We start from the raw sequence: 24,209 nt of genomic DNA on the forward strand, positions 1-24,209 counted from the left end.
CAGGGAAGGGTGCAGGGGGAGGTGGAACCGATGGGAAGTCTGATGAAATGGATCGAGAAATGGCTCGGTGGTGGGCCGAATGGAACCAAACGAATACAGACATTTCGCTGGCTGCTGCTGCTCGGGCTGGTGGGAGCGGCGTGTATGGTGCTTAATTCTTTTATTCATGTCAAGGATGTCGATCCTATCGGGGAAGGCCGAGCTTCTCCTACAGAGACAGCCAAGCCTGTATTTGGTTCCTCAAGCAAGGAACGAAGCACCTTTCGTGAATATGAGGAAGCCTACCAATCACAGCTGAAGGAGTTGTTGAGCAAAATTGTTGGTGTGGGTGAGGTGGAGGTATTGGTAACGATTGATTCTACTGAGGAAATTGCAGTCGAGCGCAATACGAAGGATACCCAGCAGGTAACCAATGAGAAGGATCAGCATGGTGCAACCCGCCATATCAGTGATGTCACACGAAGTGGGGAAGTGGTCATCTACGAGGTTTCAGGTGGGAAGCAGCCGCTTGTGACCAAAACGATCAAGCCCAAAATCAGAGGCGTCGTCGTCGTGGCCAAGGGAGCCGAAAATCTGACCGTCAAAAAAATGATGACCGAGGCTGTGGAGAGAGGGCTGGACGTTCCTGCCAACCGTATTTCCATACTCCCGCGTAAACAATAGACGCCAGGTTTTCTACGAAAACTCAGTAAAGCTTACGAAGCCAGTTTTTACTGGCGCAAAAACTCAGTAGATGCTTACGAAGTAAGTTTTCTACGAAAACTCAGTAAAGCTTACGAAGCCAGTTTTTACTGGCGCAAAAACATAGTAGATGCTTACGAAGTAAGTTTTCTACGAAAACTCAGTAAAGCTTACGAAGCCAGTTTTTACTGGCGCAAAAACTTTTAGGAGGCAAAACAATGAACTCAAAAAGACAAACAATTTGGTTGGTATCCATGCTCAGTCTGATGGTCGTGTTATCTGCTTATTATTTGTTTACAGAAGACGTCAGCAAGCTTGAGTTTACATCAACAGGTGCAGCAACAACAGGTACTGCAACAAATGGTACAGCCAAAGGAACGGACAGCACAACTGGACTTTCCGCCAAGGAAATCGTCATCAACACCAATGATCTGAACGTCAAGCCGGTTGAATCCAAAACGACGCCTCAGGCAGCTGCCAAAACCGATACAGCTCCAAGTGCTGGTACGAACGCTACGGTCACTCCAGCAAACCCCGCCGCACCTACAGCCAATCCAGCAACTCCAGCTGCACCAACAACCAAAGCAACGACACCAGCTGCTGCCGATCCTAAAGCAAGCAGTGAAGCAGCCAAAGATCCGAAAAGCACAACCCAAGCCAGTGCCGCTACTGCACAGCCTACTGCCAAAGCCAACGAAGCGGTGAGTGCAGAGGATGCGAAAGTGCTTCAGCAGGTCATGACACAGGTCAAGTCAGGCAGCGACTATTTTGCAGGTCTTGGGCTGAAACGTAATGAGGAGCTCGCCAAACTGACCGAGAAATGGATGACGATTCTGGCTGATCCGAAGCAGAGCGCCACAGCTGCAGCGAATGCAGAAGCAGAGCTGAGAAAGCTCCAGGATCAAGAGGCTAAGGTTACCAACCTGGAAGATACATTAATGAAGGAATTTCCGCAAGCTGTGATTACCGAGGAAGCCAGCAAATGGAGGGTCACTGTTCAAAGCAATAAGCTGGAAAAAAGCCAGGCAGTCAGCATTATTGATAAGGTTATGCAGGAAATGAACGTTGCGGCTGATAAAATAGTGGTGCAATTTGTACCTTAAGGAGATCCCGGCAGCTACAAACCCGATTTAGATCAATGAAAAAGCACAAAGAAGCGGAAAAGGATTGTCGCATCCTCCGCTTCTTTATTGTTTTTTATCGATTGAGAAGAAGGGCTGAGCATAAATGAATCACGCTCGTATAGAAGTTGACCAGCACATAACTTAGCCAGCCCATTTAATTGTGGGAAGCGGTTGCAAAAAAAGAGTCCGACGGGTCGGACTCTTCGCGTAAAAATAATACATAAGTGCTACTCCACAGGCTCGGTGACGATATCGTCCGCGTCTTCCGCTGAATCGGAAATTTCCTCATCGGCTTCCTCAGACTCCTCGTCGTCTGATTCTTCCTCCTCAACGGCCTCTTCCTCTTCAGCCTCAGCCTGGACGTCTTCGACCTCAGCGTCGGCTTCGCCTACTGCTTCCTCCGATGCTTCTGCAGCTGTTGCCTCTTCGTCAACCACAATCGCTTCGTTTTCAACTTCACTCATATGTATCCCTCCAATTGTGCTTAGCTGAGCTAAGCCTACTACTAATATAGCAGGGAGGTACTGCAGTAGCTGTCGATATATGGGTATGATTGTTAAATTTGGATTACATTCTGATTACAGCTTGCTCCAAATCTACAAGTGCGATTATTCCTGCTTTACAGCCAATATTTGTAAAAGCTCTGAACGTGTATTGATGCTTAGCTTCCGGTACATGCGCGATACATAATTTTTGACAGTGCCTTCGGTAATATACAGATCCTCTGCGATCATCCGGTTACTCCAGCCTTGCCAAATCAGTCTGACTATTTCCAGCTCCTTGTCATCGAGTGAAGTGCTATGTTTGGATAACAGCTTGCTCAGATCGTTGATGGTTGTATTTTTTTCAAGCTCTCTAAGCTGGGTGAGTCTGCTGGATATGTTGTTGATCAGCTTGAGTGGTGCCACAAACTGGCCCTCCATGACCATCTCAACCGATCGATAAAAGGACTCGACATTCATATCCTTGAGCAGATACCCATTGATCCTGGCAATGGCACCCTCCTCCATATAAGTATCGTGATCAAAAGCAGTCAGCAAAATAATTTTCATTTGAGGATATAGTTCTCTGATCGCCTTGGTGCATTCAATGCCATCCATATCAGGCATTTGAATATCCAGAATACAAAGCTCCGGCACAATAGTGCTGTCCTGGAGAGCACTCAAAGCTTCTTCGCTGCTCGCTACAGAGGCTATAATCTCATACTTCGAATTCGTTTGCAGGATTTCCTGCAGGCTGCTTCGAACCAGTGAATGATCCTCGGCAAGCAGGACTTTAATAGTGTGGGTTATCATGGCTCATTTGCGCTTGATCCTTCTGGATGCAGCTCTCCTTTTTAATCTATGCAAAGTTATTGTATCATGTAATATAGTAAACAGCTGTAAATTTTCAACCATGCTTGTTAATTGAAGGAGGACATTGTTGAGAACCTTGGTCGTGGTCATGTTTGTATGGGTTATTATGCTCACGGGATGTTCCCAAGAGGAGTCAATTCCGCGCGTGAACAAGGGGGAGGTGGACTTCAGTGGATTTTCATTGTCAGGTGTGAACCGTTCTTATGTGTTGTCTGGGGATTGGCGCTTCGCTCCCGATAGGCTGGTCGACCCGAAACAAAGCTGGCCGGAGGCAAACACCGGATATATGGAGGTTCCTGCAAGCTGGGAATTTGCGCCATACATAGGTGACAAGGAATGGAATCGTCAATACGGAACGTATCGATTACAAATTCGACTGCATCCTGACGATGTGGGGCAAACAATTGGCTTAAATATGAGACAGATTTCTTCAGCCTATCGAATGTGGATCAACGGTCGATTGTTAATGGAACTAGGCACGGTAGGTACAACGGCCTCGACATCAGTACCCTATGAATCCCCTGAATACGTTTACTTTATCCCGGAGAGCAGCAACTTGCAAATGGATATACAGGTATCCAATTACGCCCAGCGCAAAGGTGGAATTTGGAGCGAAATTCATATTGGGAGCCAACGGGCGATCCAATCCGATTCACTTCCTCCTTTGGTTAGAGACTGCATGAGTGCGGGCGCTTTATTGATGATGGGTTTGTTTTATTTAGTATTTGCATCGTTATACATATCTGATCGTTCAACCTTATTTCTGGGCCTTCTATCGATTTTATTAGGACTGCGGACATTCTTATTTGGTGAAGTTTTGGTCATTTCCTTTCTTCCGGATCTACTCTGGGAATGGCAGGTAAAGCTGGAATATTTGATTGAGATTGCAGCCATTCTTGCTCTCAATCAATACTTGAGTTCGATCTTCCCTGAGCATTTTTCCAGATATGTACTGAAGTTCCTTTATTTAATCTTTGGGTTGTTCGCTGTATTTGTTTTGTTAACACGACCTGTTATTTTCACTCAATGGCTTAGCGTATTTACGGTGTTGATTACCTGCACGCTTTTGTATTCTTCATGTATTGTTTATCCAAGGGCAGTCAGGCAGCGTCGCCTTGGGGCGCGTTCTGGTGCGATAGCGGGTATCATTGCAGTTTTCACTGTATTGAGTGATTCTTTTTATTACCTGTGTATTCCACTTACATCGGAAGGTCTTATCAATACCGGTTTCTTTATCTATTTACTTACGCAGATGGCAGTTACCGTCCGGCGTTATATCCATCTTAAGCAGGAATCTGTGGCGCTCACCCTACGCTTGGCTGAGTCCAATGAGCAGCTGGAACAAAAGGTAATGCAGCGAACCCGGCAGCTCACAGAATCGCATCGGTCCAATTCTCGTTTATTACATAATATCGCTCATGACTTGAATGCACCGATTGCATTGATTCGTCAACAAACGAAGCTTCTGCAGGTCCATGTTCAGGAAGATGGACTTCACCATTTAAAGCTTATCGGGCAGCAATCCGAATGGGCTGTACGGCTGGCACAGAACCTGAATGATTTGGCACGACTGCAGGAAAACGAAATGAATTTTCAACCCGCGCTGATGAGCTCAGAGGGCTTGCTGAGGTTTCTTTATAAAAGGACCGAGCCTATCATTCGCGGAGGCGGATTTACGTGGTCGCACAAATCGCTGGACGATTTGTTTGAAGCGGACGCGCTGATGGTAAAGGTAGATTTGTTTTTAATGGAGCGGGTGTTCGATAATATCGCCTCTAACATGCTTAAATATGCGCTTCCAGCCGGCCATGTAAGTTTGTCTTATGAGAAAAAGGAAGAATCAATGGAAATTATTTTTGAGAATGAAGTAGCTGCACTGACGGATGAAACACTTGACCGCATGTTTGATCGCTTCTATCAACAGGTTCCTGAAGAGGGTGGAAGAGGCATCGGGTTAGCGGTTTGCAGTGAAATTGTCCGTTTGCATGGGGGACAGATTCGTGTCGTTCAGCCCGATAAAGGGACAATTCAATTTGTGATATCGCTTCCACTTATGCTGTAGTCAGAGGAAACTCTTTCTTTGTTAAGGGATTGTGGTATAATAGCAACGTTATTGTTTCACCATCGTTGAAGGAGTGAATCTAGTGTTTAAACTTAGCGAAATTAAAGAATTAATTAAATTAATCGATCAAAGTTCCCTGCAGGAATTGGAAATTGAAAATGAAGGCTCTCGTTTGCTGATTCGCAAACCTACCAAAACAGAATCTGTTGTATTTGCATCATCACCAACGCAGCACTCATTTCAACATTTAGCACCTCAACAATCCTTACCACAAACGGTAATCCATGCCCCGGCGGAAAGTCATAACCCTGTGGTGGAGGGTGTGATAGCACCTGCGGCGAACGCGAACTTACATAAAATTGTATCACCCATGGTCGGCACGTTCTATGCGGCATCATCCCCAGGTGCTGCTGATTTTGTGAACAAAGGCAGCCAGGTTAAAGAGAAGTCCGTTGTCTGCATCATTGAAGCGATGAAGCTGATGAATGAGATCGAAGCAGAAATCAAAGGTGAAATTGTGGAGATACTGGTAGAGAACGGCCAATTGGTAGAATACGGCCAACCCTTGTTCCTTGTAAAACCCGAGTAACGAAGTGCGAAGTCGGTTTTCTTCGGAAAACTCAAGGTTACGCTTATGAAGTCAGTTTTCCTTCGGAAAACTTGTAGGAGGAGATCGGAATGAAGTTTCAAAAAATTTTAATTGCCAACCGCGGCGAAATTGCCGTTCGGATTATTCGTGCTTGTCAAGAGCTGGGTATATCCACAGTTGCCGTGTATTCGGAAGCAGATCGGGAATCGCTGCATGTCCGGCTCGCAGACGAGGCATATTGCATCGGCCCCACTTTATCCAAGGACAGCTATCTGAATTTGACCAATATTATGAGTGTAGCAACCTTGACTGAAACCGATGCGATTCATCCTGGTTATGGATTCTTGGCTGAAAACGCCGATTTTGCCGAGATTTGTGAGAGCTGTAACATTACCTTTATCGGTCCCTCGCCAGATGCGATCAATCGAATGGGTGATAAAGCAGTAGCCAAGCTTACGATGAAACAGGCGGACGTTCCGATTATTCCTGGCTCTGACGGTCTTGTTGAGGATTTGGATGATGCGCTCAGGATCGCCAAGGAAATTGGATATCCGGTCATCATTAAAGCAACAGCAGGCGGTGGAGGCAAAGGAATTCGTATTGCCGACGATGAAGAGATGCTGATTAGTCAAATTACCAATGCCCAGCAGGAAGCTCAAAAAGCTTTTGGAAACGCTGGCGTGTACCTGGAAAAGTATTTGACAGGAATGAAGCATGTTGAAATTCAAATATTGGCAGACAAGCATGGCAATGTCGTCCATTTAGGTGAACGGGATTGCTCGGTTCAGCGCAGACGCCAAAAGCTCGTTGAGGAAGCACCTTGTCCAATTTTGACTGAAGAAGTGCGTGTACGGATGGGTGAAGCTGCCGTTCGTGCTGCCAAGGCTGTTAATTATTCAGGAGCTGGAACACTGGAGTTTCTACTCGGCGCTGATGGCCAGTTTTATTTTATGGAAATGAATACGCGTATTCAGGTAGAGCACCCGGTAACGGAGATGATCACCCGTATAGATATTATTAAAGAGATGATCCGGATTGCTGAAGGGGACCCGCTATCCTTTACACAAGATGAGGTTAGAATCGAAGGATGGGCGATTGAATGCCGTATTAATGCTGAGGATTCCACCCGTAATTTCATGCCTTCCGCCGGACAAATTCAATTTTATTTGCCACCTGGAGGGTTCGGAGTCAGAGTAGACAGCGCTGCGTATCCGGGATATACGATTTCACCGCACTATGATTCGATGATTGCCAAGCTGATTGTTTGGGGAAGAGACCGTGATGAAGCGATTCAGCGCATGAAGCGTGCGTTGTCCGAATTTGCGGTTGAAGGCATACACTCGACGATCCCTTTTCATTTGAAGCTGCTGGAGCACCACAAATTTATTTCCGGGGATTTTGACATCAAATTTCTTGAAGATCATGACGTGAATGACCCTGAATCGTAAAGCTTTTATTTGTCATGGCTATATGATGATGATATAGTATGGGTTAAGACAAGTTTGCTAACTTCGCGCATACATATAGAGAGATCGAAGAAATAGACGCTTAGGAATCGGATTATAAAATTAGGAGGCCCCCAAATCATGACAATGATTGCTGCGGATTACGAAAAAACAGAAATGGGTACGATCCAGATAGCTCCGGAAGTCATCGAGATCATAGCCGGTATGGCTACGATTGAAGTTCCGGGAGTTGCAGGAATGAGTGGCGGTTTTGCAGGCGGGATTGCCGAACTGCTAGGTCGCAAAAATTTGTCCAAAGGCGTTAAGGTTGAAGTCGGACAGCGTGAAGCAGCGGTTGATGTATCCATCGTTATTGAATTCGGTACACGTATTCCAGAAGTAGCCTCAGGTGTTCAGCTCAATGTCAAGAACGCTATCGAATCCATGACAGGTCTGAGTGTTAAAGAAGTTAATGTACACATTCATGATGTTATTTTTAAAACGGTTGAGAAAGTGGAAGAGACAGAAGTTGTTCCACATCGGGTTAAGTAATGTAGTTTTGAAATGGTGAAAAAAACGATTTTGAAAACCCCCTTCAAGCTGTAAGGGGGTTTGCTCTCATTCGGAAGGAGTCCGGTTTTGTGGTAAAAGTGATAGATAGACTGCTTCTCTTCGTACTCAGCGTCGTTGTTCTGATCGTAGGCTGCTCGGTGTTATTGTGTGCTTTGGGTTGGATTCCTTTCGATAAAGCTGTTAATTTTGCCCGTGACGTGTACTTTGATTTGCATACGGCATTAACCTTTATATCCTTGACAGTCGTGACTATGCTGATCAGTATTCGTTTACTGATAGTATCCCTGCCGCGAAGCAGTGCGGTAGTGCCGTCCATAGATCAACGGACCGAGTTTGGAGATATTCGAATCTCAATGGAAACGGTCGAAAATCTATCTTTGAAGGCAGCACAGCGTACACGCGGTGTGAAGGATTTAAAGGCTCGGGTGAAGGTAAGTCCCGCGGGCCTGGAAATTATCATCAGGGCGATCGTAGACGGGGAAACCTCAATTCCGCAGTTGACCGAAGAGATGCAAGCAGGGGTTAAAAAGCATATCGAGGAAATAACGGGAATTCCGGTTGCAGTTGTTACCGTGTTTATCGCCAATATTCAACAATCAACACCTACATTTAAAAGTCGGGTAGAGTAGAGGTGGGTTCTTCCATGTGGAATGGGCTGTGGGAACTGCTGTGGGAACGTCATCGCGGGAAAACCCTGGGGTCAGTCGGTGGCGTACTATTGGGACTCATCTATTTAATTTGCGGATTGTGGGATATGTTAATTTTCGCCCTAATCGTATATACTTGTTATCATATAGGGAATCGTGTAGAGCGGGGAGAACCCGCCATTCCCGTTGAAACGACGTGGCGCTGGATCATGGACAAATGGAGATTGTTTAGATGAAATCCCTGGTTCTTGCCAAGGATTTTTTTGTTTGATGTTACGAAGTTGCTGTTTATGAAGCGAGCTTCCCTCAGGAAGCCTTTAGAAAGGAATTAAACCGGATGAGAAGAAGATTGGCAAGAGAGCTAGCGCTCCAAAGCCTGTATCAGGTTGAAATGAACACGGTGAGCGTGATAGAGGCGATCACTCATGTTGTGGAAGAAGCACAAAACGATGATGAGTCTGAATTGATCAAAACGAAGGATACCATTGCTGAAGAGGAAATCAAGGAGCTTGTGGACGGGACGCTTGCCCATAAGGAGAGCATTGACGAGCTGCTTAAAGACTATTTAAAGGGCTGGAAGATGGACAGGCTTTCCCGTGTAGACCGCGAAATCTTACGATTGGCTTCTTATGAGATGCTATACCGTGATGATGTTCCGCCCAAGGTTGTTGTCAATGAAGCAATTGAATTGTCCAAGCATTTTGGTACGGAGGAGTCCGGCAAGTTCGTCAATGGCGTGCTGGGCAAAATGATTAAGGAACTGGATGAAATCAAAAGCAAACGTTAATAAACATTCAGGAAAGGGGACAAATCATGTCCGCACAAGTCATTAACGGAAAAGAGATCGTCAGCACTTACCGTGCGCAAATTAAAGAGGAAGTCGCTAATTTGACAGCCAAGGGTGTACAGCCCGGACTGGCTGTTATTATCGTGGGCGAAGACCCCGCTTCTCAGGTTTATGTACGTAATAAAGCCAAAGCTTGTGAAGAAGCAGGGATCTATTCCGAGGTTCATAAGCTTGCGGGCAGCACGTCGGAGGCTGATGTGTTGGCACTAATCGAGCAGTTGAATCACAATCCGCGTATTCATGGCATTCTTGTGCAATCCCCCCTTCCCAAACATATTTCCGAGGATAAAATCGTTGAAGCGATAGCGGTTGAAAAGGATGCAGATTGCTTCCACCCTGTTAACGTTGGTAACTTAATGATTGGCAAGGAAGGTCCGGCTCCTTGTACGCCTGCGGGTGTGATTGCCATATTGAAGCATATTGGCGTTGATATCGCGGGTAAACATGCAGTGGTTATTGGAAGAAGCAATATTGTAGGCAAGCCGATGGCTATATTAATGCTCAGAGAGCATGCAACGGTAACCATATGCCATTCCAAAACAGCCAATATGGAAGAAATTACACGCCAGGCGGATATCTTAATTGCAGCAGTCGGCAAGCCGAAGATGGTCAAAAAGCATCATGTGAAGCCGGGCGCTATCGTTATTGATGTCGGTATCAATCGACTTGATACAGGCAAGCTGGCAGGAGATGTTGATTTTGATGATGTCTTGGATACAGCGAGCTATATTACTCCGGTTCCGGGTTGTGTAGGACCGATGACCATTACGATTTTACTTAGAAATACGCTTGATGCGGCTGCGCGTACCTTACAGTCCCAAGTGAACGGATAAGCAGATGAAAGAAAAAAAAGTTCTTTCGATCAAAGACCTGAACCGATATATCAAAATGCGTCTCGAAAGTGACAATACCCTGCAGGACGTATGGGTCCGCGGGGAAATTTCCAATTTCACCCATCATTCCAGCGGTCATATGTACTTTACATTAAAAGATGCGGACAGCAGGTTGAAAAGCATCATGTTTGCCTCCAGCAACCAGAGACTCGGATTCATCCCGCGTGAAGGCACAAAGGTATTGGCCTGCGGGAATATTTCCGTGTATGAGCGTGATGGTCAATACCAATTCTATGTATCTCAAATGCAGCCTGATGGCATCGGAAGTTTGTATCTGGCTTTTGAACAGCTGAAGAAAAAGCTGGCGGATGAAGGACTGTTCGCAGTTGAACGGAAGCAATCGATTCCACGTTTTTCAAAGGCGATCGGAGTCATTACTTCGCCGACAGGGGCGGCAGTCCGTGATATTATGATTACGCTTCAACGGCGCTATCCGAATGTGCCTATACTGCTGTATCCTGTGCTGGTGCAAGGAACGCAGGCAGCACCTTCTATTGTGAAAGCGATCGAGACGATGAATGCAAGAAATGAAGTCGATGTCATGATCGTCGGTAGAGGCGGAGGCTCCCTGGAGGAGCTTTGGGCATTTAACGAAGAGGCAGTAGCCCGATCGATTTATGCATCACAGATACCGATTATATCCGCTGTAGGTCATGAGACGGATTTCACAATTGCCGACTTTGTTGCTGATCTCAGAGCGGCAACACCAACAGCGGCAGCAGAACTGGCGGTTCCTCATCATTTGGAGCTTAGACAGCAGCTCAGCTATTATAATCAAAGGCTTCACGGTGGGTTGTCCAATCAGTTGGAGCGGGGGCGAGACCGTTTGCGCAGGGCGCGGCGGTCACCGGTATTTCTGAATCCCCGCAGACAGCTGCTCGTACAGCCAATGGAACGGTTGGATCGGACGAAGGAGCAGCTGGCCTACAAAATGCGCAGACGTCTGACCAAGCTGCAGGAGCGTCAGCTTAAGCTGGACAAGCTGCTGTCTTCGTACAATCCGAAGGAGCAGGTGCTGTTTGCCAAGCGCCGTCTGGGCTCAACCGTACGCCAATTGCAGCAAGCGATTCAGACGGCCAAGAGCCAAAAGCGGCAGGAGCTGGTCAGTGCTATCCGTCAGCTGGATGCGCTTAGTCCATTAAAGGTTATGCAGCGGGGCTATAGTCTTGTCTACGATGAAAATCAAAAGCAGCTTATCAAATCCATCCAGCAGGTACAGATCGGCGATGTACTGAAGCTTAGATTGACGGATGGGCAAGTAGATTGCCATGTATGGTCAATGGAGGGAAAAGAAAATGTCAAAACAGGAAACGACGCCTAGCTTTGAGGAGGCGATGGATAAATTGGAGCAAATCGTAGCCCTTCTTGAGAGTGGAGATGTCCCCTTGGAGCAAGCGATTGAGCTGTTTCAAGAAGGTATGAAGCTGTCCCAATTGTGTGGAAGCAAGCTGGAGCAGGTAGAGCACAAGATCGAAATTTTGATGGAGCAAGAGGGCGGATTGGTCAAAAAACCTTTCAATCCAGGCACAGACGAAAAGGGTGGAGCTTAATATGAGCACCGAAATGACAATAAAGCAATACCTTGACCAAAAAGTCGAGCTGATCGAAGCGGAATTGCTTGAATCCATTCCCGGTATCTGGAATATTCCTGAAACCTTAAGGGAATCCATGATGTATTCACTGATGGCGGGGGGCAAACGTCTCCGTCCCATTTTGATGCTGGCAGCAGTAGAAGCGCTGAATGGCAGCACGGAATCGGCAATTCCCGTTGCTTGTGCAGTTGAAATGATTCACACCTATTCACTGATTCATGATGATTTGCCTGCGATGGATAATGATGATTACCGCCGCGGCAAGCTAACGAACCATAAGGTATACGGTGAAGCGATGGCTGTATTGTCCGGTGATGCACTGCTTACCCATGCATTTTATTCAGTTGTTCAGGCGTATCGGATTTATGAGGTGCCGGCTGAACGGGTGCTCGACATCGTTGAGGATTTATCCAGACTGGCAGGTGCTCCGGGGATGGTTGGCGGCCAGGCAGCGGATATGCAGGGAGAACAGGGCTTAACTCGCTTGGAGGAACTCGAATATATTCATACACACAAGACAAGCGATTTAATCGTGTTTTCTTTGAAGGCTGGAGGTCATTTGGCGGGTGCTAATCCGAAACAGCTCCAAGCGTTGGAGAAGTTCGGTTATAATATCGGTCTGGCCTTTCAAATTCAGGATGATATTCTCGATCTGGTCGGGGATGAGAAGAAACTCGGCAAGCCGGTTAAAAGTGATGAGAAGCAGCAAAAGGTTACCTATCCTTATTTTGTAGGCATTGAAGCCTCTCAGGCCAAAATGAATGAGCTCGTTGAACAAGGCAAGCAGGCGATCATCAATGCCGGATTCCCGTATTCAGCAAGACTTTTGGAGCTTGCTGATTTTATTGTGCAAAGAGACAGGTGAGCTTGGTAGAGGCAGTTCAAAAAGTCAGCTATATGAACATGCACAATGAGCTGCATTTTTCCGTATCATCTTACAATTGAGCACCTATCATCAACTATGCTATAATAAATCAAACGTTTAGTGGGATAGATTGCTTATTCACTCCTGCGATTGGGGTGTTTGTTATACGCAACAGTCCAAACAGGAAAGCGGGGAACACGCGTGCTGCTAGAACATATCAATCAACCACAAGACTTGAAGCACCTGACGATCGAACAATTAGAACTGCTTGCAGAGGAAACGAGGCAGTTTTTGGTTGAAAAGCTTTCGTTAACCGGTGGACATCTTTCTTCTAATCTGGGAGTTGTTGAGCTAACCATAGCCCTTCATTATCTTTACAATAGCCCTGTAGATAAATTTATTTTTGATGTGGGACATCAATCCTATGTGCATAAAATGTTTACCGGACGTATGAATCAGTTCGATACCCTGCGTAAGTACCAGGGTCTATGTGGCTTTGTCAAGCGCTCGGAGAGCGAGCATGATGTCTGGGAGGCCGGGCACAGCAGTACGTCGTTATCGGCAGCCATGGGCATGGCAGTAGCTCGTGATCTCAAAGGTGAGGACAACAAGATCATCGCTGTTATCGGAGATGGCGCCTTGACCGGCGGTATGGCCTTTGAAGCTATGAACCACATCGGACATGAGAAAAAGAACATGATGGTCATTCTGAACGACAATGAAATGTCGATTGCTCCTAACGTTGGCGCGATGCATAATTATTTGGGGAAAATCCGCTCCGATAAGCATTATGTGAAAGCCAAGGAAGAAGTCGAGTATTTGTTGAAGAAAATCCCGGCTATTGGCGGGACGCTGGCCAAGACGATGGAAAAGCTGAAAGACAGCTTGAAATATATGCTTGTATCTGGAGTTATATTTGAGGAACTGGGCTTTACTTATTTGGGACCGGTTGACGGACACAATCTTCCTGTGCTGCTGGAGACGTTAAAGCAGGCCGAGAAGGTTGAAGGACCCGTTATGGTTCATGTGCTGACATTAAAAGGTAAAGGCTACTTGCCAGCAGAAGCAGATTCGTTTGCCTGGCATGGGGCACGTCCATATAAGGTCGAGTCTGGCAAAATGCTTAAGGCTGTCGGACATCCCGTGTATACGGATGTTTTTGGCAATACGCTGATCGAGCTGGCTGAGCAGGATTCAAGAATTATTGCGGTTACTCCCGCGATGCCTGGAGGCTCTGGCCTGCTGAAATTTGCAGCTCAATTTCCAAAACGGATGGTTGATGTTGGGATCGCCGAGCAGCATGCAGCTACCTTCTGTGCGGGGCTTGCGAGCGAGGGCATGAAGCCTGTATTTGCTGTATATTCCACATTTTTACAGAGAGCTTATGACCAGATTGTTCATGATATTTGTCGTGCGAATCTGAATGTGATCTTTGCTATCGACCGTGCAGGCTTTGTCGGAGAAGATGGTGAAACCCATCATGGTGTGTACGATATTGCGTATCTGAGAAGCATTCCTAACATGGTGCTGATGATGCCCAAGGATGAAAATGAGCTGCGTCATATGCTCAAAACTTCAGTCGATTATGATGAAGGTCCAATCGCGGTTCGTTATCCACGGGCCAATGGGCTTGGCGTACCCATGGATGAACCTTTAAAGGCGATTCCTATCGGTACATGGGAAGTGCTGAGACCTGGCGACAGTGCCGTAGTGCTGGCTGTGGGACCTATGATTGGCATCGCCTTAGAGGCTGCCGAGCAGTTAAATAAGGATGGCTTGCAGCTTCGGGTTGTTAACGCACGTTTTATTAAACCCATGGATGAGGCTATGCTGCTTCAGATCTCCAAGGAGAACCTGCCTATCATTACTTTGGAGGAAGGCACAATAATGGGCGGCTTCGGCAGCGGTGTGCTTGAGTTTTATGCGAATCAGAATCGTCATGGTTTGCAAATCAAAATCCTCGGAGTTCCCGATTATTTTGTCGAGCATGGATCGGTAAAAGAGCAGCGTCAGGAAGTAGGACTTACTGCAGAACGGCTTGTATCCGAGGTAAAAGCGTTGATGCCGCGCAAACGGCAGCATGCTTGAATCATCTCGGCAGAAAGTGGGAATAACTTCAGCATGGCAGCAGATAAAGAACGATTAGATGTATTACTTGTGGAGCAGGGCTTTTTTCTGACACGGGAAAAAGCGAAGGCGTCCATCATGGCCGGACTTGTTCAGGTGGATGAGGAACCCATCGACAAGGCCGGTACAAAGGTGCTCAGAAGCTCCAGAATTCTTGTTAAAGGTGCAATCCATCCCTATGTGAGTAGAGGTGGATTGAAGCTGGAGAAGGCTTTAAAGCTGTTTAATATTGATCTGAATGGCATCACCATGCTGGATATTGGAGCCTCCACCGGAGGATTTACGGATTGTGCTCTACAGCATGGAGTGGCTTACGTATACGCAGTGGATGTGGGCTATAATCAATTGGATTGGTCGATGCGCAGCCATCCTCAGGTGAAGGTCATGGAGCGAACCAATTTTCGTTTTATGAAGCTGGAGGATTTGGAAGGACAGCAGCCTGCTTTTGCTTCGATTGATGTATCGTTTATCTCCTTAAAGCTGATCCTGCCTCCGTTAAAAAGCATTTTGGCAGAGCATGGATCGGTCGTTGCATTGATCAAGCCGCAATTTGAGGCAGGTCGCGACAAGGTTCCCAAGACAGGGGTTGTACGCGATCCGTCTGTTCACACGGAAGTACTTCAAACGGTGCTGGGTTTTGCAGAGGAAGCTGGATTTTATTTGCAGGGACTTACCTTTTCTCCGATACGCGGCGGCGAAGGCAACGTTGAGTTTCTAGCTTATTTTCAATCAGCAAGTCCTCAATCTATTGTATCATCACAACTCAAAGACGAGTGGATTCAGCAAGTAGTCATCGATGCGCAAAAGCTTCAAAACTCATCTGGAGGATGAGTTTTTTGTTTTTTTGGAGGATATTGGTCGGGTTTCTCGAATACTTACCATTGAGGTGAACGGGATGCAAAGTGGCGATGGCTTTGTTATAATTTTGATAATTTTGATCGTGGGATTCTGGTTATACCTGTATATTCGCAATCGAATGAAGGGCACTATGGAAAGTGAAGGGGAAGGACTTCCACTTCCGGAAGGTACCCCGGTATCGTCGGATGAAGTTACTCGGTTACTGGAGGAAAATGGATTCAAGGTCATTAGCGGCAAACAGCGTATTCCCATTCACATTACGATTAATGAGGGGGAGCCCTTGCACAGCCGTTTGTTTATTGATTATTTCGTGGAGCAGGACGGACTGTATTATACAGTAAAGGTTGCCAGAGAGCGCAAGCCTATGGAAGCCACAGGAAGCTCGATACGTGATCATCTGCTTGTCTTCCATTTACTGTATCCGCAAACTTCAGGCGTGCTTTATGTAGATCCGCAGCAGCAGAGGATACAGTGTATCCGATTTCAAATAGACAACGAGGATGAGGTATAAAATGAAAGGCCAACGACATATCAAAATACGCGAAATTATTACGAATAATGAAATTGAAACTCAGGATGAGCTGGTTGATCGATTGAAATCTGCGGGTTATACGGTTACGCAGGCAACCATTTCACGGGATATCAAGGAATTACATTTGATTAAGGTTCCATTGGATGATGGCCGTTACAAATATTCGGTTCCTGCCGATCAGCGTTACAATCCTCTGCACCGTTTGAAGAGAGCTTTAAATGATCATTTTGTACATATCGATTATACCGATAATCTGGTCGTATTAAAAAGCCTTCCGGGAACGGCCAATGCGATAGGTTCGCTGGTTGACAGTCTGGAATGGCCGGAAATTATGGGAACGATCTGTGGCGATGATACCATATTAATGATTTGCCGCGGCAAAGAACAAAGCAGCAAGGTGGTAAATCAGATTTTATCCATGCTTAGCTAACAGGGAGAGTTGACGATGCTGCTTGAAATGACAATACGCAATTTAGCTGTTATAGAATCCGTACACCTTAACTTTCGTAAAGGGTTTCATGTCCTTACCGGAGAAACAGGCGCAGGTAAATCCATTATTATTGACGCTTTAACCCTTGTAGCTGGAGGAAGAAGCTCAGCCGATCTGGTTCGATACGGCAGCGATAAATCTTCCATTGAAGCTTTATTTCATATCGAGTCGGGGCATCCGGTTTGGACAACCCTGGCAGAACTTGGGATTGAAGCCGATTCGGAAGAGCATTTAATCATACGTCGTGAAATCACAGCACAAGGTAAAAGCACAAGCCGTATTAATGGGCAAATGGTTAATCTGGCAGGACTGAAATCCGTAGGTGCCTGGCTTGTGAACATTCATGGTCAGCATGAGCATCAATCGCTGTTCCATGTGGATGAGCATATCAATTGGCTCGATTTGTTTGGTGAAGCGGAGATAGGCCCATTAAAAAGCGAATACGGGAAGGCCTATTTAACGTATAGCGGGATTCGTAAAAGCTTGAAGGAGCTTGAGGAAACCAGTAAAAAATCTCTGCAAATGCTGGATCTGTATCGTTTTCAGGTGGAGGAAATCAGCTCGGCTCAATTAAAGCTGGGCGAGGATGAATCATTACTCGAAGAAAAACGCATACTAGCGAATGCGGAAAAGTTATATCAGAACGCTGCGGATTCTTACGATTCTTTAAGTGGAGCTGGAACGGGTCTTACAACGATTAGTAAAGTGATGCAAAAAATTGAGGATATTGCTGCTTTGGACCCAATAAAGCTTCAATCTGTTCTGGAGCAGGTCCAAAATGCTTATTATCAGCTTGAAGATGCTGCTTATCAGCTCCGTGATTATCGTGATGACATCGAATTCAATCCGACAAGGCTTGAATTTATCGAACAACGCTTACATACCATGGCTGGGCTTCGACGCAAATATGGAGAAAGTATTGCTGACATTCTTGAATATTTAAAGAAAGTACAGCATGAGCTCGATATGATTGAGAATAAGGATGAAAAGCTGCAGGAACTGCAGAAGCAGGAAAATCAGGCTGTTCAAAATTTACGCAAGCACGCCAAAAGCTTATCTGAGAAAAGACAGCAGGTAGCGGGCAAGCTGGCAGGCGAAATTGTGGCCGAGCTGCGCGATCTGCATATGGAAAAAACGCAATTTAAGGTTCAAATTAAATTTAACGAAGAGTCTTGCGGCGCAAATGGTGCGGACGAAGTGGAGTTCCTGATTTCAGCCAATCCCGGTGAACCGTTACGATCCTTGAGTAAAATCGCCTCAGGTGGGGAAATTTCCAGAGTGATGCTTGCTTTAAAATCGATTTTTGCCCGAGTCGATCGTATTCCTGTGCTCGTGTTCGATGAAGTTGATACTGGAGTTAGTGGACGTGCAGCTCAGGCAATTGCCGAGAAAATGTCACGGCTGTCCCGGGATTGTCAGGTGTTTTCAATTACTCATCTTCCGCAAGTCGCTTGTATGGCCGATGCTCATTACCTGATTCACAAAACAAACGACGGAAAGCGGACTTTTACCCATGTAGACGATTTATCTGCTGAAGGACGTATTCACGAGTTGGCGCGTATGCTCGGAGGTGTAGAGGTCACAGGCACGACCTTGCAGCATGCTCAGGAAATGCTGGATTTGGCAGATGTCAAGAAAGGAAGTTTGTAGCCCCAAGTGTGGGATCATTTTCACTTATAAAACGAATGGTGTGGGGATACCTTAAGGGTACGCATTAAGCGGTGAGTCATTGCCGCTCGTGCACAGGAAGCAAGGGAGCGTGACACCATGAGTTCCAACCGGAGAAAAAGATTGATCGGATTAATGCTTATCTTCTTCGTTTGTCTGGGTAGCCTGTCCACACCCTTCCAAAGCTTTGCCTCATTTCCAGAAGAACTAAGACTGTTCACTGGTCAGCAGACCAGTCTTCAGTTGGCGATGCCTGTTAGCGCCCAGGTGAGCGTGAATGATCCGGACATTGTTAAGGTTAATGGATCGAACAAGCACTCATTTCAAGTGGATCTTCATCATCCCATTTCTTTGGAATCTTACAAAGCAGGGCAAGCGGAGCTTACGCTAAAACTTTTTGGCAAGATTCCACTCAAAACCGTTAAGGTCAATGTTGTTCCTGACCTCAAGGTTATTCCAGGTGGACATACCATCGGAGTCAAGCTAAAGTCCGCTGGTGTTCTGGTTGTCGGCCATCATTTGGTGACGATAGCGGATGAAAAAAAGATTTCACCAGGTGAGGATGCCCGAATCCAATTGGGCGATCTGATTGTCAAGCTGAACGGTAAGCCGATTACCGACGTGTCCAAGGTGTCTGAGCTGGTGACAGAGGCTGGTGAAAGCAAGAAACCCATTATTTTGACTGTAAAGCGAAATAATGAAGAGCTTGAGCTGAGTATGCAGCCAGCCTACGATATTGTGGATAAAACATATCGACTTGGGCTGTATATTCGAGACTCAGCGGCAGGTGTGGGGACACTGACCTTCTACGCACCTGATCAAGGTGTATATGGAGCATTGGGCCATGTTATCACCGATATGGATACACAAACGCCGATTGCCGTAGGTACAGGGGAGATTGTTCATTCCAATGTAACTTCGATCTCCAAAAGCCAGAATGGCGAACCTGGAGAAAAAAGAGCCCAGTTTTCCAAGGAAAGTAAAGTGCTTGGCAACATCGAGAAAAACACGTCATTCGGAATTTTTGGTCAAATGAATGAACTGCCCGATCATAGCTTTTCCAAAGAAGCTTTACCTGTCGCCTTTTCAGAAGAAGTAAAAGAAGGTCCTGCCCAGATTTATACGGTTGTGAGTGGGCAAAAGGTTGAGAAATTCGATATTGAAGTTATGCACGTGACCAAGCAGGACTTTCCGGCAACTAAAGGTATGGTTATCAAAGTCACAGACCCGCGCTTACTGGAAAAAACCGGTGGTATTGTGCAAGGAATGAGCGGGAGTCCGATTATTCAGAATGGTAAAGTGATTGGTGCTGTCACTCATGTATTTGTTAATGATCCGACTAGTGGCTATGGATGTTTTATTGAGTGGATGCTGCAGGATGCAGGCATAATGCTTCGTCAGACCTTAAATGAAACAATGAAAGCATCTTAAAAGTTCTCCCTCAAGGGGGAACTTGTTTTTTTGACTAAACATGTCGAATGGTCAGCTATCTTGAAACAAAATATTAATTATATGATAAATACAAAAAAAAATCCAGAAAAATAAATTTCGACAGAAGGAATTTTATTTATCATGTCGAAAGTATACTAAAGAAAACAATTAAACATCCATCTTTACCCATTTTGAAGGAGGAAGCTAATTTTGCAAACGATTGAAGTATTGCTGGCTGACGACAACCGAGAATTTACTAACTTACTGTCTGAATATATTGATGAGCAGGATGACATGCGTGTTTCGGGAATAGCCTATAATGGCAATGATGTTCTTCGTTTGATCGAAGAAGGCAATCGGCTTCCAGATGTACTTATCCTCGATATTATCATGCCGCATCTGGACGGTCTGGGCGTACTGGAAAAGCTGCGTGATATGAATTTGAATCCGCAACCCAAGATCATCATGTTGACGGCCTTCGGTCAAGAAAACATTACACAAAAGGCGGTTCAATTGGGTGCTTCTTATTACATACTAAAGCCGTTCGATATGGAAATATTGACAAGCCGAATCCGGCAGCTTGTCTCCAATAACCAAAGTAACTCGGTTACTTCGAACACAACAAGCACAAGAGCCAACATTGTGCAGCTTCCCAAAGGTAAAAATCTGGATGCCAATATTACAACGATTATTCACGAAATAGGTGTTCCTGCTCATATTAAAGGCTATCAATACCTGCGTGAAGCCATCACGATTATTTATAACAATATTGAAATTCTGGGTGCCATCACCAAAACCTTGTACCCGCAAATTGCCGAAAAATACAAAACTACCCCAAGCCGCGTAGAACGTGCCATCCGCCACGCGATTGAAGTCGCCTGGACGCGCGGCAACATCGACAGCATCTCGCACCTTTTCGGTTACACGATTAATATCTCGAAATCAAAGCCAACCAATTCGGAATTTATCGCCATGGTCGCGGATAAGCTCAGAATTGAGCATAAGGTATCCTGAAAGGGTAAGGAGTAGGGTATGGCAAGGGGTTGCGTGTAATGGATACTAGATACATCCAGTTGACGTTAGCCGATACACTTGTTTTCAAACCGATAATTTTTCCCATCTCACCCGATAAATCTAAAACGATTTATTGGGTGTTTGTATGTAACAAACAATTTAGATGTAAGCAATATGAGTCTATCCCGCTGGGGTTATTAGGGATGGTTATATCCATGCAACAAGCATCAAAATAGTGTAAGAGGTGAAACACAATGCTTTTTACACAAATCAAGCCAATGATCGTTAGCATAGGCAGTGAACCGTTCAACGATGAAAGGTTCATATTCGAGCCCAAATGGGACGGATGGAGGCTGCTTTTACATAAGCAAGGCAATCGAATTGAAGCCTACACACCGAACGGAAACATCGTAACCAATAAGTTTCCAGAGTTATTGGAAGCGCCTGAGGCTATAAAAGCATATTCCGCGATTTTGGATTGCGAAGGCATTGTACTGCGTGAGGGCAGACCTGTATTTGATGATTTCTCATATCGAGGGCGGCTAAGCAATTCATCAAAAATCACTCGTGCGGTAAAAACACATCCAGCAGCATTTGTAGTATTTGATGTTTTATATACGGATCGTGAGCATTTGAAAGAGCCGCTTATGATTCGGAAACAACGGCTAGCTGATATTGTCTCACTAACGCCTGTCATAGCGCCCACCATGTATATTGAAGCGCAAGGGCAAGCTTTGTTTACATTGACCAAAGATCGTGATATGGAAGGAATTGTGGCAAAGCGCAAGGAATCGAAGTACTATCTGGACACTAAAAGTCCGGATTGGTTAAAGATCAAGCACTTCAAGACGATTGACGTTATGATACTGGGATATAGAGACAAACCGTTTGAGCTTGTTATTGGATTGAACTTTAGAACTGTTCAAAATAAGCCTGTAGGTGTTGTAGAGTTAGCATGTAAGCCAGAGGAAAAGGAACACTTCCTGGGACTTGCCAAGCAGCTCCATACAGTTAAGGAGCAGAAGACACAATGGATTGAGCCGCGTTTATGTTGTCGTATTGAATATTTGGATAGAACTGATACACATCAATTAAGAACAACGGTGTTTCGGGAATTTTTGTTTGATAAGAAGCCTGAGGAATGTAGATGGACATAATAAGATAATATTTAGTATTGAGATTTAGCTTGTTTTTAAATTAATAAACATATAAACACCATTTGTGTAGGAGGAAATAATGAAATTCGATTATTGTGAATTCGAAAATGAGTCTGAGCAGTCTGTTGAAATTGACATTGGCTGCCGATTCGATGACGAGCCTGATGAGCTCTATGTCATTCAGCTTATTGTCGGTAAAGATGGGGCCTCATTAGGGATCAAGCTGCTTTTTAATGGACTGGACTGTAAGTATCAATTTAAACCGGAGGAAAAAAACTCGATAGTCAGCTATATTCAGCATAGTTTGCCAGCTATGGCCTATAAGGATTGGTTTGAAGGAAATCGGACTTTTTTATTATAAAATATCGGATGCATGCATGATATGGCACGTTCTGACCCAAAATAGAGGGAACAAGAGCTATAGAAGCGGAGTGCGTGCCAATGGCAATTAGAAAAGAGGAATCTTTAACAGGCCATATCAAGGGGATTGCCCAAGTTGATAGACGGACGAAACAGCTTGTGCGGAATATTGAACCCGGCATGGTTGCTGTGATTCATCATATGGATATGGATGAACTGGCAGCAGAAGGTTTGATTCGAGCCGATGTGAGACTAGTTGTGAACGCAGGCCCCGTCATGTCAGGAACCGTTCCCGTGCGAGGGCCCTTGCTATTATTGGACAAAGGGATACCTATTGTTCAAATAGAGCCCATGTGGCTTCCGTTTATCCCTGATCGCAGTGAGCTTCAATGGACTGAGGCTGGCATTGTCATTGATAACCATGTGCTTCCATGTGAGAGATTTACACGAGAGAAATGGTTTTTACATTATCACAAGGCATTAAGCTCTATGCAGGAGCAGTTGAGTATTTTTATGGATAATACGCTTGCCTTTGCTTCCTTGGAAAAGGAACGAATTCTGAAACCACTGCGCTGTAAAGCCATGAAAACGAGACTTGAAGGTCGGCCAGTGCTTATCGTGATTCGCGGCGATCATTATATTAGTGATCTGAAGGCGCTTCACGGTTATATTCATAAGCAGCAGCCTGTCCTCATCGGAGTGGATGGTGGAGCAGATGCTATACTCGAACAAGGCTTTATGCCAGATCTTATTGTCGGAGATATGGACAGCGTATCGGATGCAGCGCTGCTATGCGGGGCTGAGCTCGTAGTGCAAGCCTATTCAGATGGGACAGCACCAGGCATGCGCAGACTGCTGGCTATGGGGCTTCAGGCCATCACGCTTCCAGCCTGTGGCACGAGTGAGGATATGGCGCTTCTATTGGCGTATGATCACGATTGCGAATCCATCATTGCGATCGGTACGCACAATCATATGTTTGATTTTATGAAAAAGGGAAGGCTCGGCATGGGTAGCTCAATGCTCGTCCGAATCAAGGTCGGAAGTAAGCTGACTGATGCTAAAGGCTTCCATAGCTTGTTTCCTGATGAGCAAGAACACCTCTGGAAGCGCTTGTTAAGGAGGCTGTTGGGATGGTTGAGGTGACAAATCAGCTCTCTTGCAAGGGGATTTCCATTATAGTGCCTGCTTATAACGAAGAGAGACTCATCGGAGAGACACTGCGAGCCATTCGAGCGGGGATTCAACAATGGGCAAGCCATCGTGGAAGCTCGGCTAGTATTGACAATGGGGCAAAAGCTGTGGAAATTATTGTTGTTAATGATGGGAGCAGCGACGATACCTACGATACAGCAGCATCCTGGGCGGATATTATTGTCACGCATCCACGTTCATACGGTAAAGGAGCAGCCTTGAACACTGGCTGTCGTATGGCAAGAGGCAGCATTCTTGTCTTTCTGGATGCGGATCTCGGCTCATCAGCGGCTAGCTTTCCACTGATTGTAGAGCCTGTTTGGGCAGGCCAGGCAGATATGGTCATTGCCAAGCTGCCTAAAGCTGTCAAACCGGGCGGCTTCGGGATGGTAAGGAGACTGGCGCAGTTCGGTGTGTATCGGTTGTCTGGATTTGATCCCGCAGCACCATTGTCAGGTCAAAGAGCAATCCGCAGCGATGTGATGAAGCAGATAGGACGTTTTGGTGAGGGCTTTGGAGTGGAGGTAGGCCTGACGATTGATGCTGTGAGGCTCGGGTACCATGTTCAGGAATGTGAAGCATCCTTCTCTCATCGAGAAAGTGGGCGGGACTTGCGGAGCTGGCTTCATCGTGGAAAGCAATTTTCTGCGGTAGGTCGAACTCTCTGGGAACGTTACAGGTATCCGATATGTTGATAGGGGTCGG

General features: G+C 45.8%; 26 protein-coding genes. 24 read left to right on the plus strand and 2 right to left on the minus strand.

The annotated features are described in order from the left end of the window. Positions 1-30: 30 nt before the first annotated feature. A complete protein-coding gene (gene spoIIIAG / locus NST47_RS13910) occupies positions 31-663 on the plus strand; it encodes a stage III sporulation protein AG (RefSeq protein ID WP_076227885.1) in 633 nt (210 codons plus the stop codon). Positions 664-899: 236 nt separating this feature from the next. Then, positions 900-1,784 carry a SpoIIIAH-like family protein gene (locus NST47_RS13915; RefSeq protein WP_341155699.1) on the plus strand — a complete coding sequence of 295 codons (885 nt, stop codon included), beginning with the start codon at positions 900-902 and terminating at the stop codon, positions 1,782-1,784. A 248-nt stretch (positions 1,785-2,032) separates the two neighbouring features. On the opposite strand, the gene NST47_RS13920 is transcribed toward NST47_RS13915, so the two are convergent. Both NST47_RS13920 and NST47_RS13925 read right to left on the minus strand, forming a co-directional pair. Continuing rightward, on the minus strand, positions 2,033-2,269 hold the full coding sequence (locus NST47_RS13920; RefSeq protein ID WP_341155700.1) for a hypothetical protein: 237 nt from the start codon (positions 2,267-2,269) through the stop codon (positions 2,033-2,035). A gap of 144 nt (positions 2,270-2,413) precedes the next feature. Next, positions 2,414-3,100 carry a response regulator transcription factor gene (locus NST47_RS13925; protein WP_341155701.1) on the minus strand — a complete coding sequence of 229 codons (687 nt, stop codon included), beginning with the start codon at positions 3,098-3,100 and terminating at the stop codon, positions 2,414-2,416. Positions 3,101-3,227: 127 nt separating this feature from the next. Here NST47_RS13925 and NST47_RS13930 point away from each other — a divergent pair, with 127 nt between their 5' ends. From NST47_RS13930 to NST47_RS14035, 22 genes are all read left to right on the plus strand, one after another. Further along, positions 3,228-5,222, plus strand: coding sequence for a sensor histidine kinase (locus tag NST47_RS13930; protein ID WP_341155702.1), 1,995 nt, complete (start codon positions 3,228-3,230; stop codon positions 5,220-5,222). Positions 5,223-5,304: 82 nt separating this feature from the next. Further along, on the plus strand, positions 5,305-5,811 hold the full coding sequence (gene accB, locus NST47_RS13935; protein ID WP_076227875.1) for an acetyl-CoA carboxylase biotin carboxyl carrier protein: 507 nt from the start codon (positions 5,305-5,307) through the stop codon (positions 5,809-5,811). Between the two features lie 89 nt (positions 5,812-5,900). Further along, on the plus strand, positions 5,901-7,259 hold the full coding sequence (gene accC / locus NST47_RS13940) for an acetyl-CoA carboxylase biotin carboxylase subunit (RefSeq protein ID WP_341155703.1): 1,359 nt from the start codon (positions 5,901-5,903) through the stop codon (positions 7,257-7,259). Between the two features lie 138 nt (positions 7,260-7,397). Next, on the plus strand, positions 7,398-7,808 hold the full coding sequence (locus NST47_RS13945; RefSeq protein WP_076227871.1) for an Asp23/Gls24 family envelope stress response protein: 411 nt from the start codon (positions 7,398-7,400) through the stop codon (positions 7,806-7,808). 89 nt (positions 7,809-7,897) lie between these two features. Next, entirely contained in the window at positions 7,898-8,458 is a 561-nt protein-coding gene (gene amaP / locus NST47_RS13950) for an alkaline shock response membrane anchor protein AmaP (protein WP_341155704.1), read from the plus strand. A gap of 14 nt (positions 8,459-8,472) precedes the next feature. Next, positions 8,473-8,712 (plus strand): DUF2273 domain-containing protein, encoded by a 240-nt coding sequence (locus tag NST47_RS13955; RefSeq protein ID WP_076227867.1) that lies wholly within the window; start codon positions 8,473-8,475, stop codon positions 8,710-8,712. 101 nt (positions 8,713-8,813) lie between these two features. After that, positions 8,814-9,263 carry a transcription antitermination factor NusB gene (gene nusB, locus NST47_RS13960; RefSeq protein WP_341155705.1) on the plus strand — a complete coding sequence of 150 codons (450 nt, stop codon included), beginning with the start codon at positions 8,814-8,816 and terminating at the stop codon, positions 9,261-9,263. 26 nt (positions 9,264-9,289) lie between these two features. Next, a complete protein-coding gene (gene folD / locus NST47_RS13965) occupies positions 9,290-10,156 on the plus strand; it encodes a bifunctional methylenetetrahydrofolate dehydrogenase/methenyltetrahydrofolate cyclohydrolase FolD (RefSeq protein WP_076227861.1) in 867 nt (288 codons plus the stop codon). A gap of 4 nt (positions 10,157-10,160) precedes the next feature. Further along, complete coding sequence (gene xseA, locus NST47_RS13970; RefSeq protein ID WP_341155706.1) at positions 10,161-11,537, plus strand: exodeoxyribonuclease VII large subunit; 1,377 nt, start codon at positions 10,161-10,163, stop codon at positions 11,535-11,537. Then, positions 11,512-11,766, plus strand: a complete 255-nt coding sequence (gene xseB / locus NST47_RS13975; protein ID WP_240413979.1) for an exodeoxyribonuclease VII small subunit — start codon at positions 11,512-11,514, stop codon at positions 11,764-11,766. The genes xseA and xseB overlap by 26 nt, the downstream gene beginning before the upstream one ends. A 1-nt stretch (position 11,767) precedes the next feature. Next, positions 11,768-12,673 carry a polyprenyl synthetase family protein gene (locus tag NST47_RS13980; RefSeq protein WP_240413978.1) on the plus strand — a complete coding sequence of 302 codons (906 nt, stop codon included), beginning with the start codon at positions 11,768-11,770 and terminating at the stop codon, positions 12,671-12,673. A 201-nt stretch (positions 12,674-12,874) separates the two neighbouring features. Further along, positions 12,875-14,761 (plus strand): 1-deoxy-D-xylulose-5-phosphate synthase, encoded by a 1,887-nt coding sequence (gene dxs / locus NST47_RS13985; RefSeq protein ID WP_341155707.1) that lies wholly within the window; start codon positions 12,875-12,877, stop codon positions 14,759-14,761. A 33-nt stretch (positions 14,762-14,794) separates the two neighbouring features. After that, entirely contained in the window at positions 14,795-15,631 is an 837-nt protein-coding gene (locus NST47_RS13990; protein ID WP_341155708.1) for a TlyA family RNA methyltransferase, read from the plus strand. Between the two features lie 109 nt (positions 15,632-15,740). Then, positions 15,741-16,169 (plus strand): hypothetical protein, encoded by a 429-nt coding sequence (locus tag NST47_RS13995; RefSeq protein WP_341155709.1) that lies wholly within the window; start codon positions 15,741-15,743, stop codon positions 16,167-16,169. 1 nt (position 16,170) lies between these two features. After that, positions 16,171-16,620 carry a transcriptional regulator AhrC/ArgR gene (ahrC, locus tag NST47_RS14000; protein ID WP_341155710.1) on the plus strand — a complete coding sequence of 150 codons (450 nt, stop codon included), beginning with the start codon at positions 16,171-16,173 and terminating at the stop codon, positions 16,618-16,620. A 15-nt stretch (positions 16,621-16,635) separates the two neighbouring features. Further along, positions 16,636-18,330: a DNA repair protein RecN gene (recN, locus tag NST47_RS14005; RefSeq protein ID WP_341155711.1), complete on the plus strand. Its 1,695-nt coding sequence runs from the start codon at positions 16,636-16,638 to the stop codon at positions 18,328-18,330. A 117-nt stretch (positions 18,331-18,447) separates the two neighbouring features. Then, entirely contained in the window at positions 18,448-19,779 is a 1,332-nt protein-coding gene (gene spoIVB, locus NST47_RS14010; protein ID WP_341155712.1) for a SpoIVB peptidase, read from the plus strand. A gap of 210 nt (positions 19,780-19,989) precedes the next feature. Next, positions 19,990-20,793, plus strand: coding sequence for a sporulation transcription factor Spo0A (gene spo0A, locus NST47_RS14015; protein WP_076227841.1), 804 nt, complete (start codon positions 19,990-19,992; stop codon positions 20,791-20,793). 254 nt (positions 20,794-21,047) lie between these two features. Continuing rightward, positions 21,048-21,950, plus strand: a complete 903-nt coding sequence (locus NST47_RS14020) for an ATP-dependent DNA ligase (protein ID WP_341155713.1) — start codon at positions 21,048-21,050, stop codon at positions 21,948-21,950. A 79-nt stretch (positions 21,951-22,029) separates the two neighbouring features. Beyond that, a complete protein-coding gene (locus tag NST47_RS14025; protein WP_341155714.1) occupies positions 22,030-22,311 on the plus strand; it encodes a hypothetical protein in 282 nt (93 codons plus the stop codon). A gap of 80 nt (positions 22,312-22,391) precedes the next feature. Next, on the plus strand, positions 22,392-23,456 hold the full coding sequence (gene steA / locus NST47_RS14030; protein ID WP_341155715.1) for a putative cytokinetic ring protein SteA: 1,065 nt from the start codon (positions 22,392-22,394) through the stop codon (positions 23,454-23,456). Beyond that, positions 23,444-24,199: a glycosyltransferase family 2 protein gene (locus NST47_RS14035; protein WP_341155716.1), complete on the plus strand. Its 756-nt coding sequence runs from the start codon at positions 23,444-23,446 to the stop codon at positions 24,197-24,199. The genes steA and NST47_RS14035 overlap by 13 nt, the downstream gene beginning before the upstream one ends. The last annotated feature ends 10 nt before the right edge of the window (positions 24,200-24,209 follow it).

It is taken from the genome of Paenibacillus sp. FSL H8-0034 (assembly GCF_038000305.1).
GTDB lineage: Bacteria > Bacillota > Bacilli > Paenibacillales > NBRC-103111 > Paenibacillus_S.

Coding starts and splice junctions, on each gene's coding strand:
- spoIIIAG (WP_076227885.1), top strand. CDS start 31: ATGGGAAGTCTGATGAAATGGATCGAGAAATGGCTCGGTGGTGGGCCG.
- NST47_RS13915 (WP_341155699.1), top strand. CDS start 900: ATGAACTCAAAAAGACAAACAATTTGGTTGGTATCCATGCTCAGTCTG.
- NST47_RS13920 (WP_341155700.1), bottom strand. CDS start 2,269: ATGAGTGAAGTTGAAAACGAAGCGATTGTGGTTGACGAAGAGGCAACA.
- NST47_RS13925 (WP_341155701.1), bottom strand. CDS start 3,100: ATGATAACCCACACTATTAAAGTCCTGCTTGCCGAGGATCATTCACTG.
- accC (WP_341155703.1), top strand. CDS start 5,901: ATGAAGTTTCAAAAAATTTTAATTGCCAACCGCGGCGAAATTGCCGTT.
- NST47_RS13945 (WP_076227871.1), top strand. CDS start 7,398: ATGACAATGATTGCTGCGGATTACGAAAAAACAGAAATGGGTACGATC.
- NST47_RS13955 (WP_076227867.1), top strand. CDS start 8,473: ATGTGGAATGGGCTGTGGGAACTGCTGTGGGAACGTCATCGCGGGAAA.
- nusB (WP_341155705.1), top strand. CDS start 8,814: ATGAGAAGAAGATTGGCAAGAGAGCTAGCGCTCCAAAGCCTGTATCAG.
- folD (WP_076227861.1), top strand. CDS start 9,290: ATGTCCGCACAAGTCATTAACGGAAAAGAGATCGTCAGCACTTACCGT.
- xseA (WP_341155706.1), top strand. CDS start 10,161: ATGAAAGAAAAAAAAGTTCTTTCGATCAAAGACCTGAACCGATATATC.
- xseB (WP_240413979.1), top strand. CDS start 11,512: ATGTCAAAACAGGAAACGACGCCTAGCTTTGAGGAGGCGATGGATAAA.
- NST47_RS13980 (WP_240413978.1), top strand. CDS start 11,768: ATGAGCACCGAAATGACAATAAAGCAATACCTTGACCAAAAAGTCGAG.
- NST47_RS13990 (WP_341155708.1), top strand. CDS start 14,795: ATGGCAGCAGATAAAGAACGATTAGATGTATTACTTGTGGAGCAGGGC.
- ahrC (WP_341155710.1), top strand. CDS start 16,171: ATGAAAGGCCAACGACATATCAAAATACGCGAAATTATTACGAATAAT.
- recN (WP_341155711.1), top strand. CDS start 16,636: ATGCTGCTTGAAATGACAATACGCAATTTAGCTGTTATAGAATCCGTA.
- spoIVB (WP_341155712.1), top strand. CDS start 18,448: ATGAGTTCCAACCGGAGAAAAAGATTGATCGGATTAATGCTTATCTTC.
- NST47_RS14020 (WP_341155713.1), top strand. CDS start 21,048: ATGCTTTTTACACAAATCAAGCCAATGATCGTTAGCATAGGCAGTGAA.
- NST47_RS14025 (WP_341155714.1), top strand. CDS start 22,030: ATGAAATTCGATTATTGTGAATTCGAAAATGAGTCTGAGCAGTCTGTT.
- steA (WP_341155715.1), top strand. CDS start 22,392: ATGGCAATTAGAAAAGAGGAATCTTTAACAGGCCATATCAAGGGGATT.
- NST47_RS14035 (WP_341155716.1), top strand. CDS start 23,444: ATGGTTGAGGTGACAAATCAGCTCTCTTGCAAGGGGATTTCCATTATA.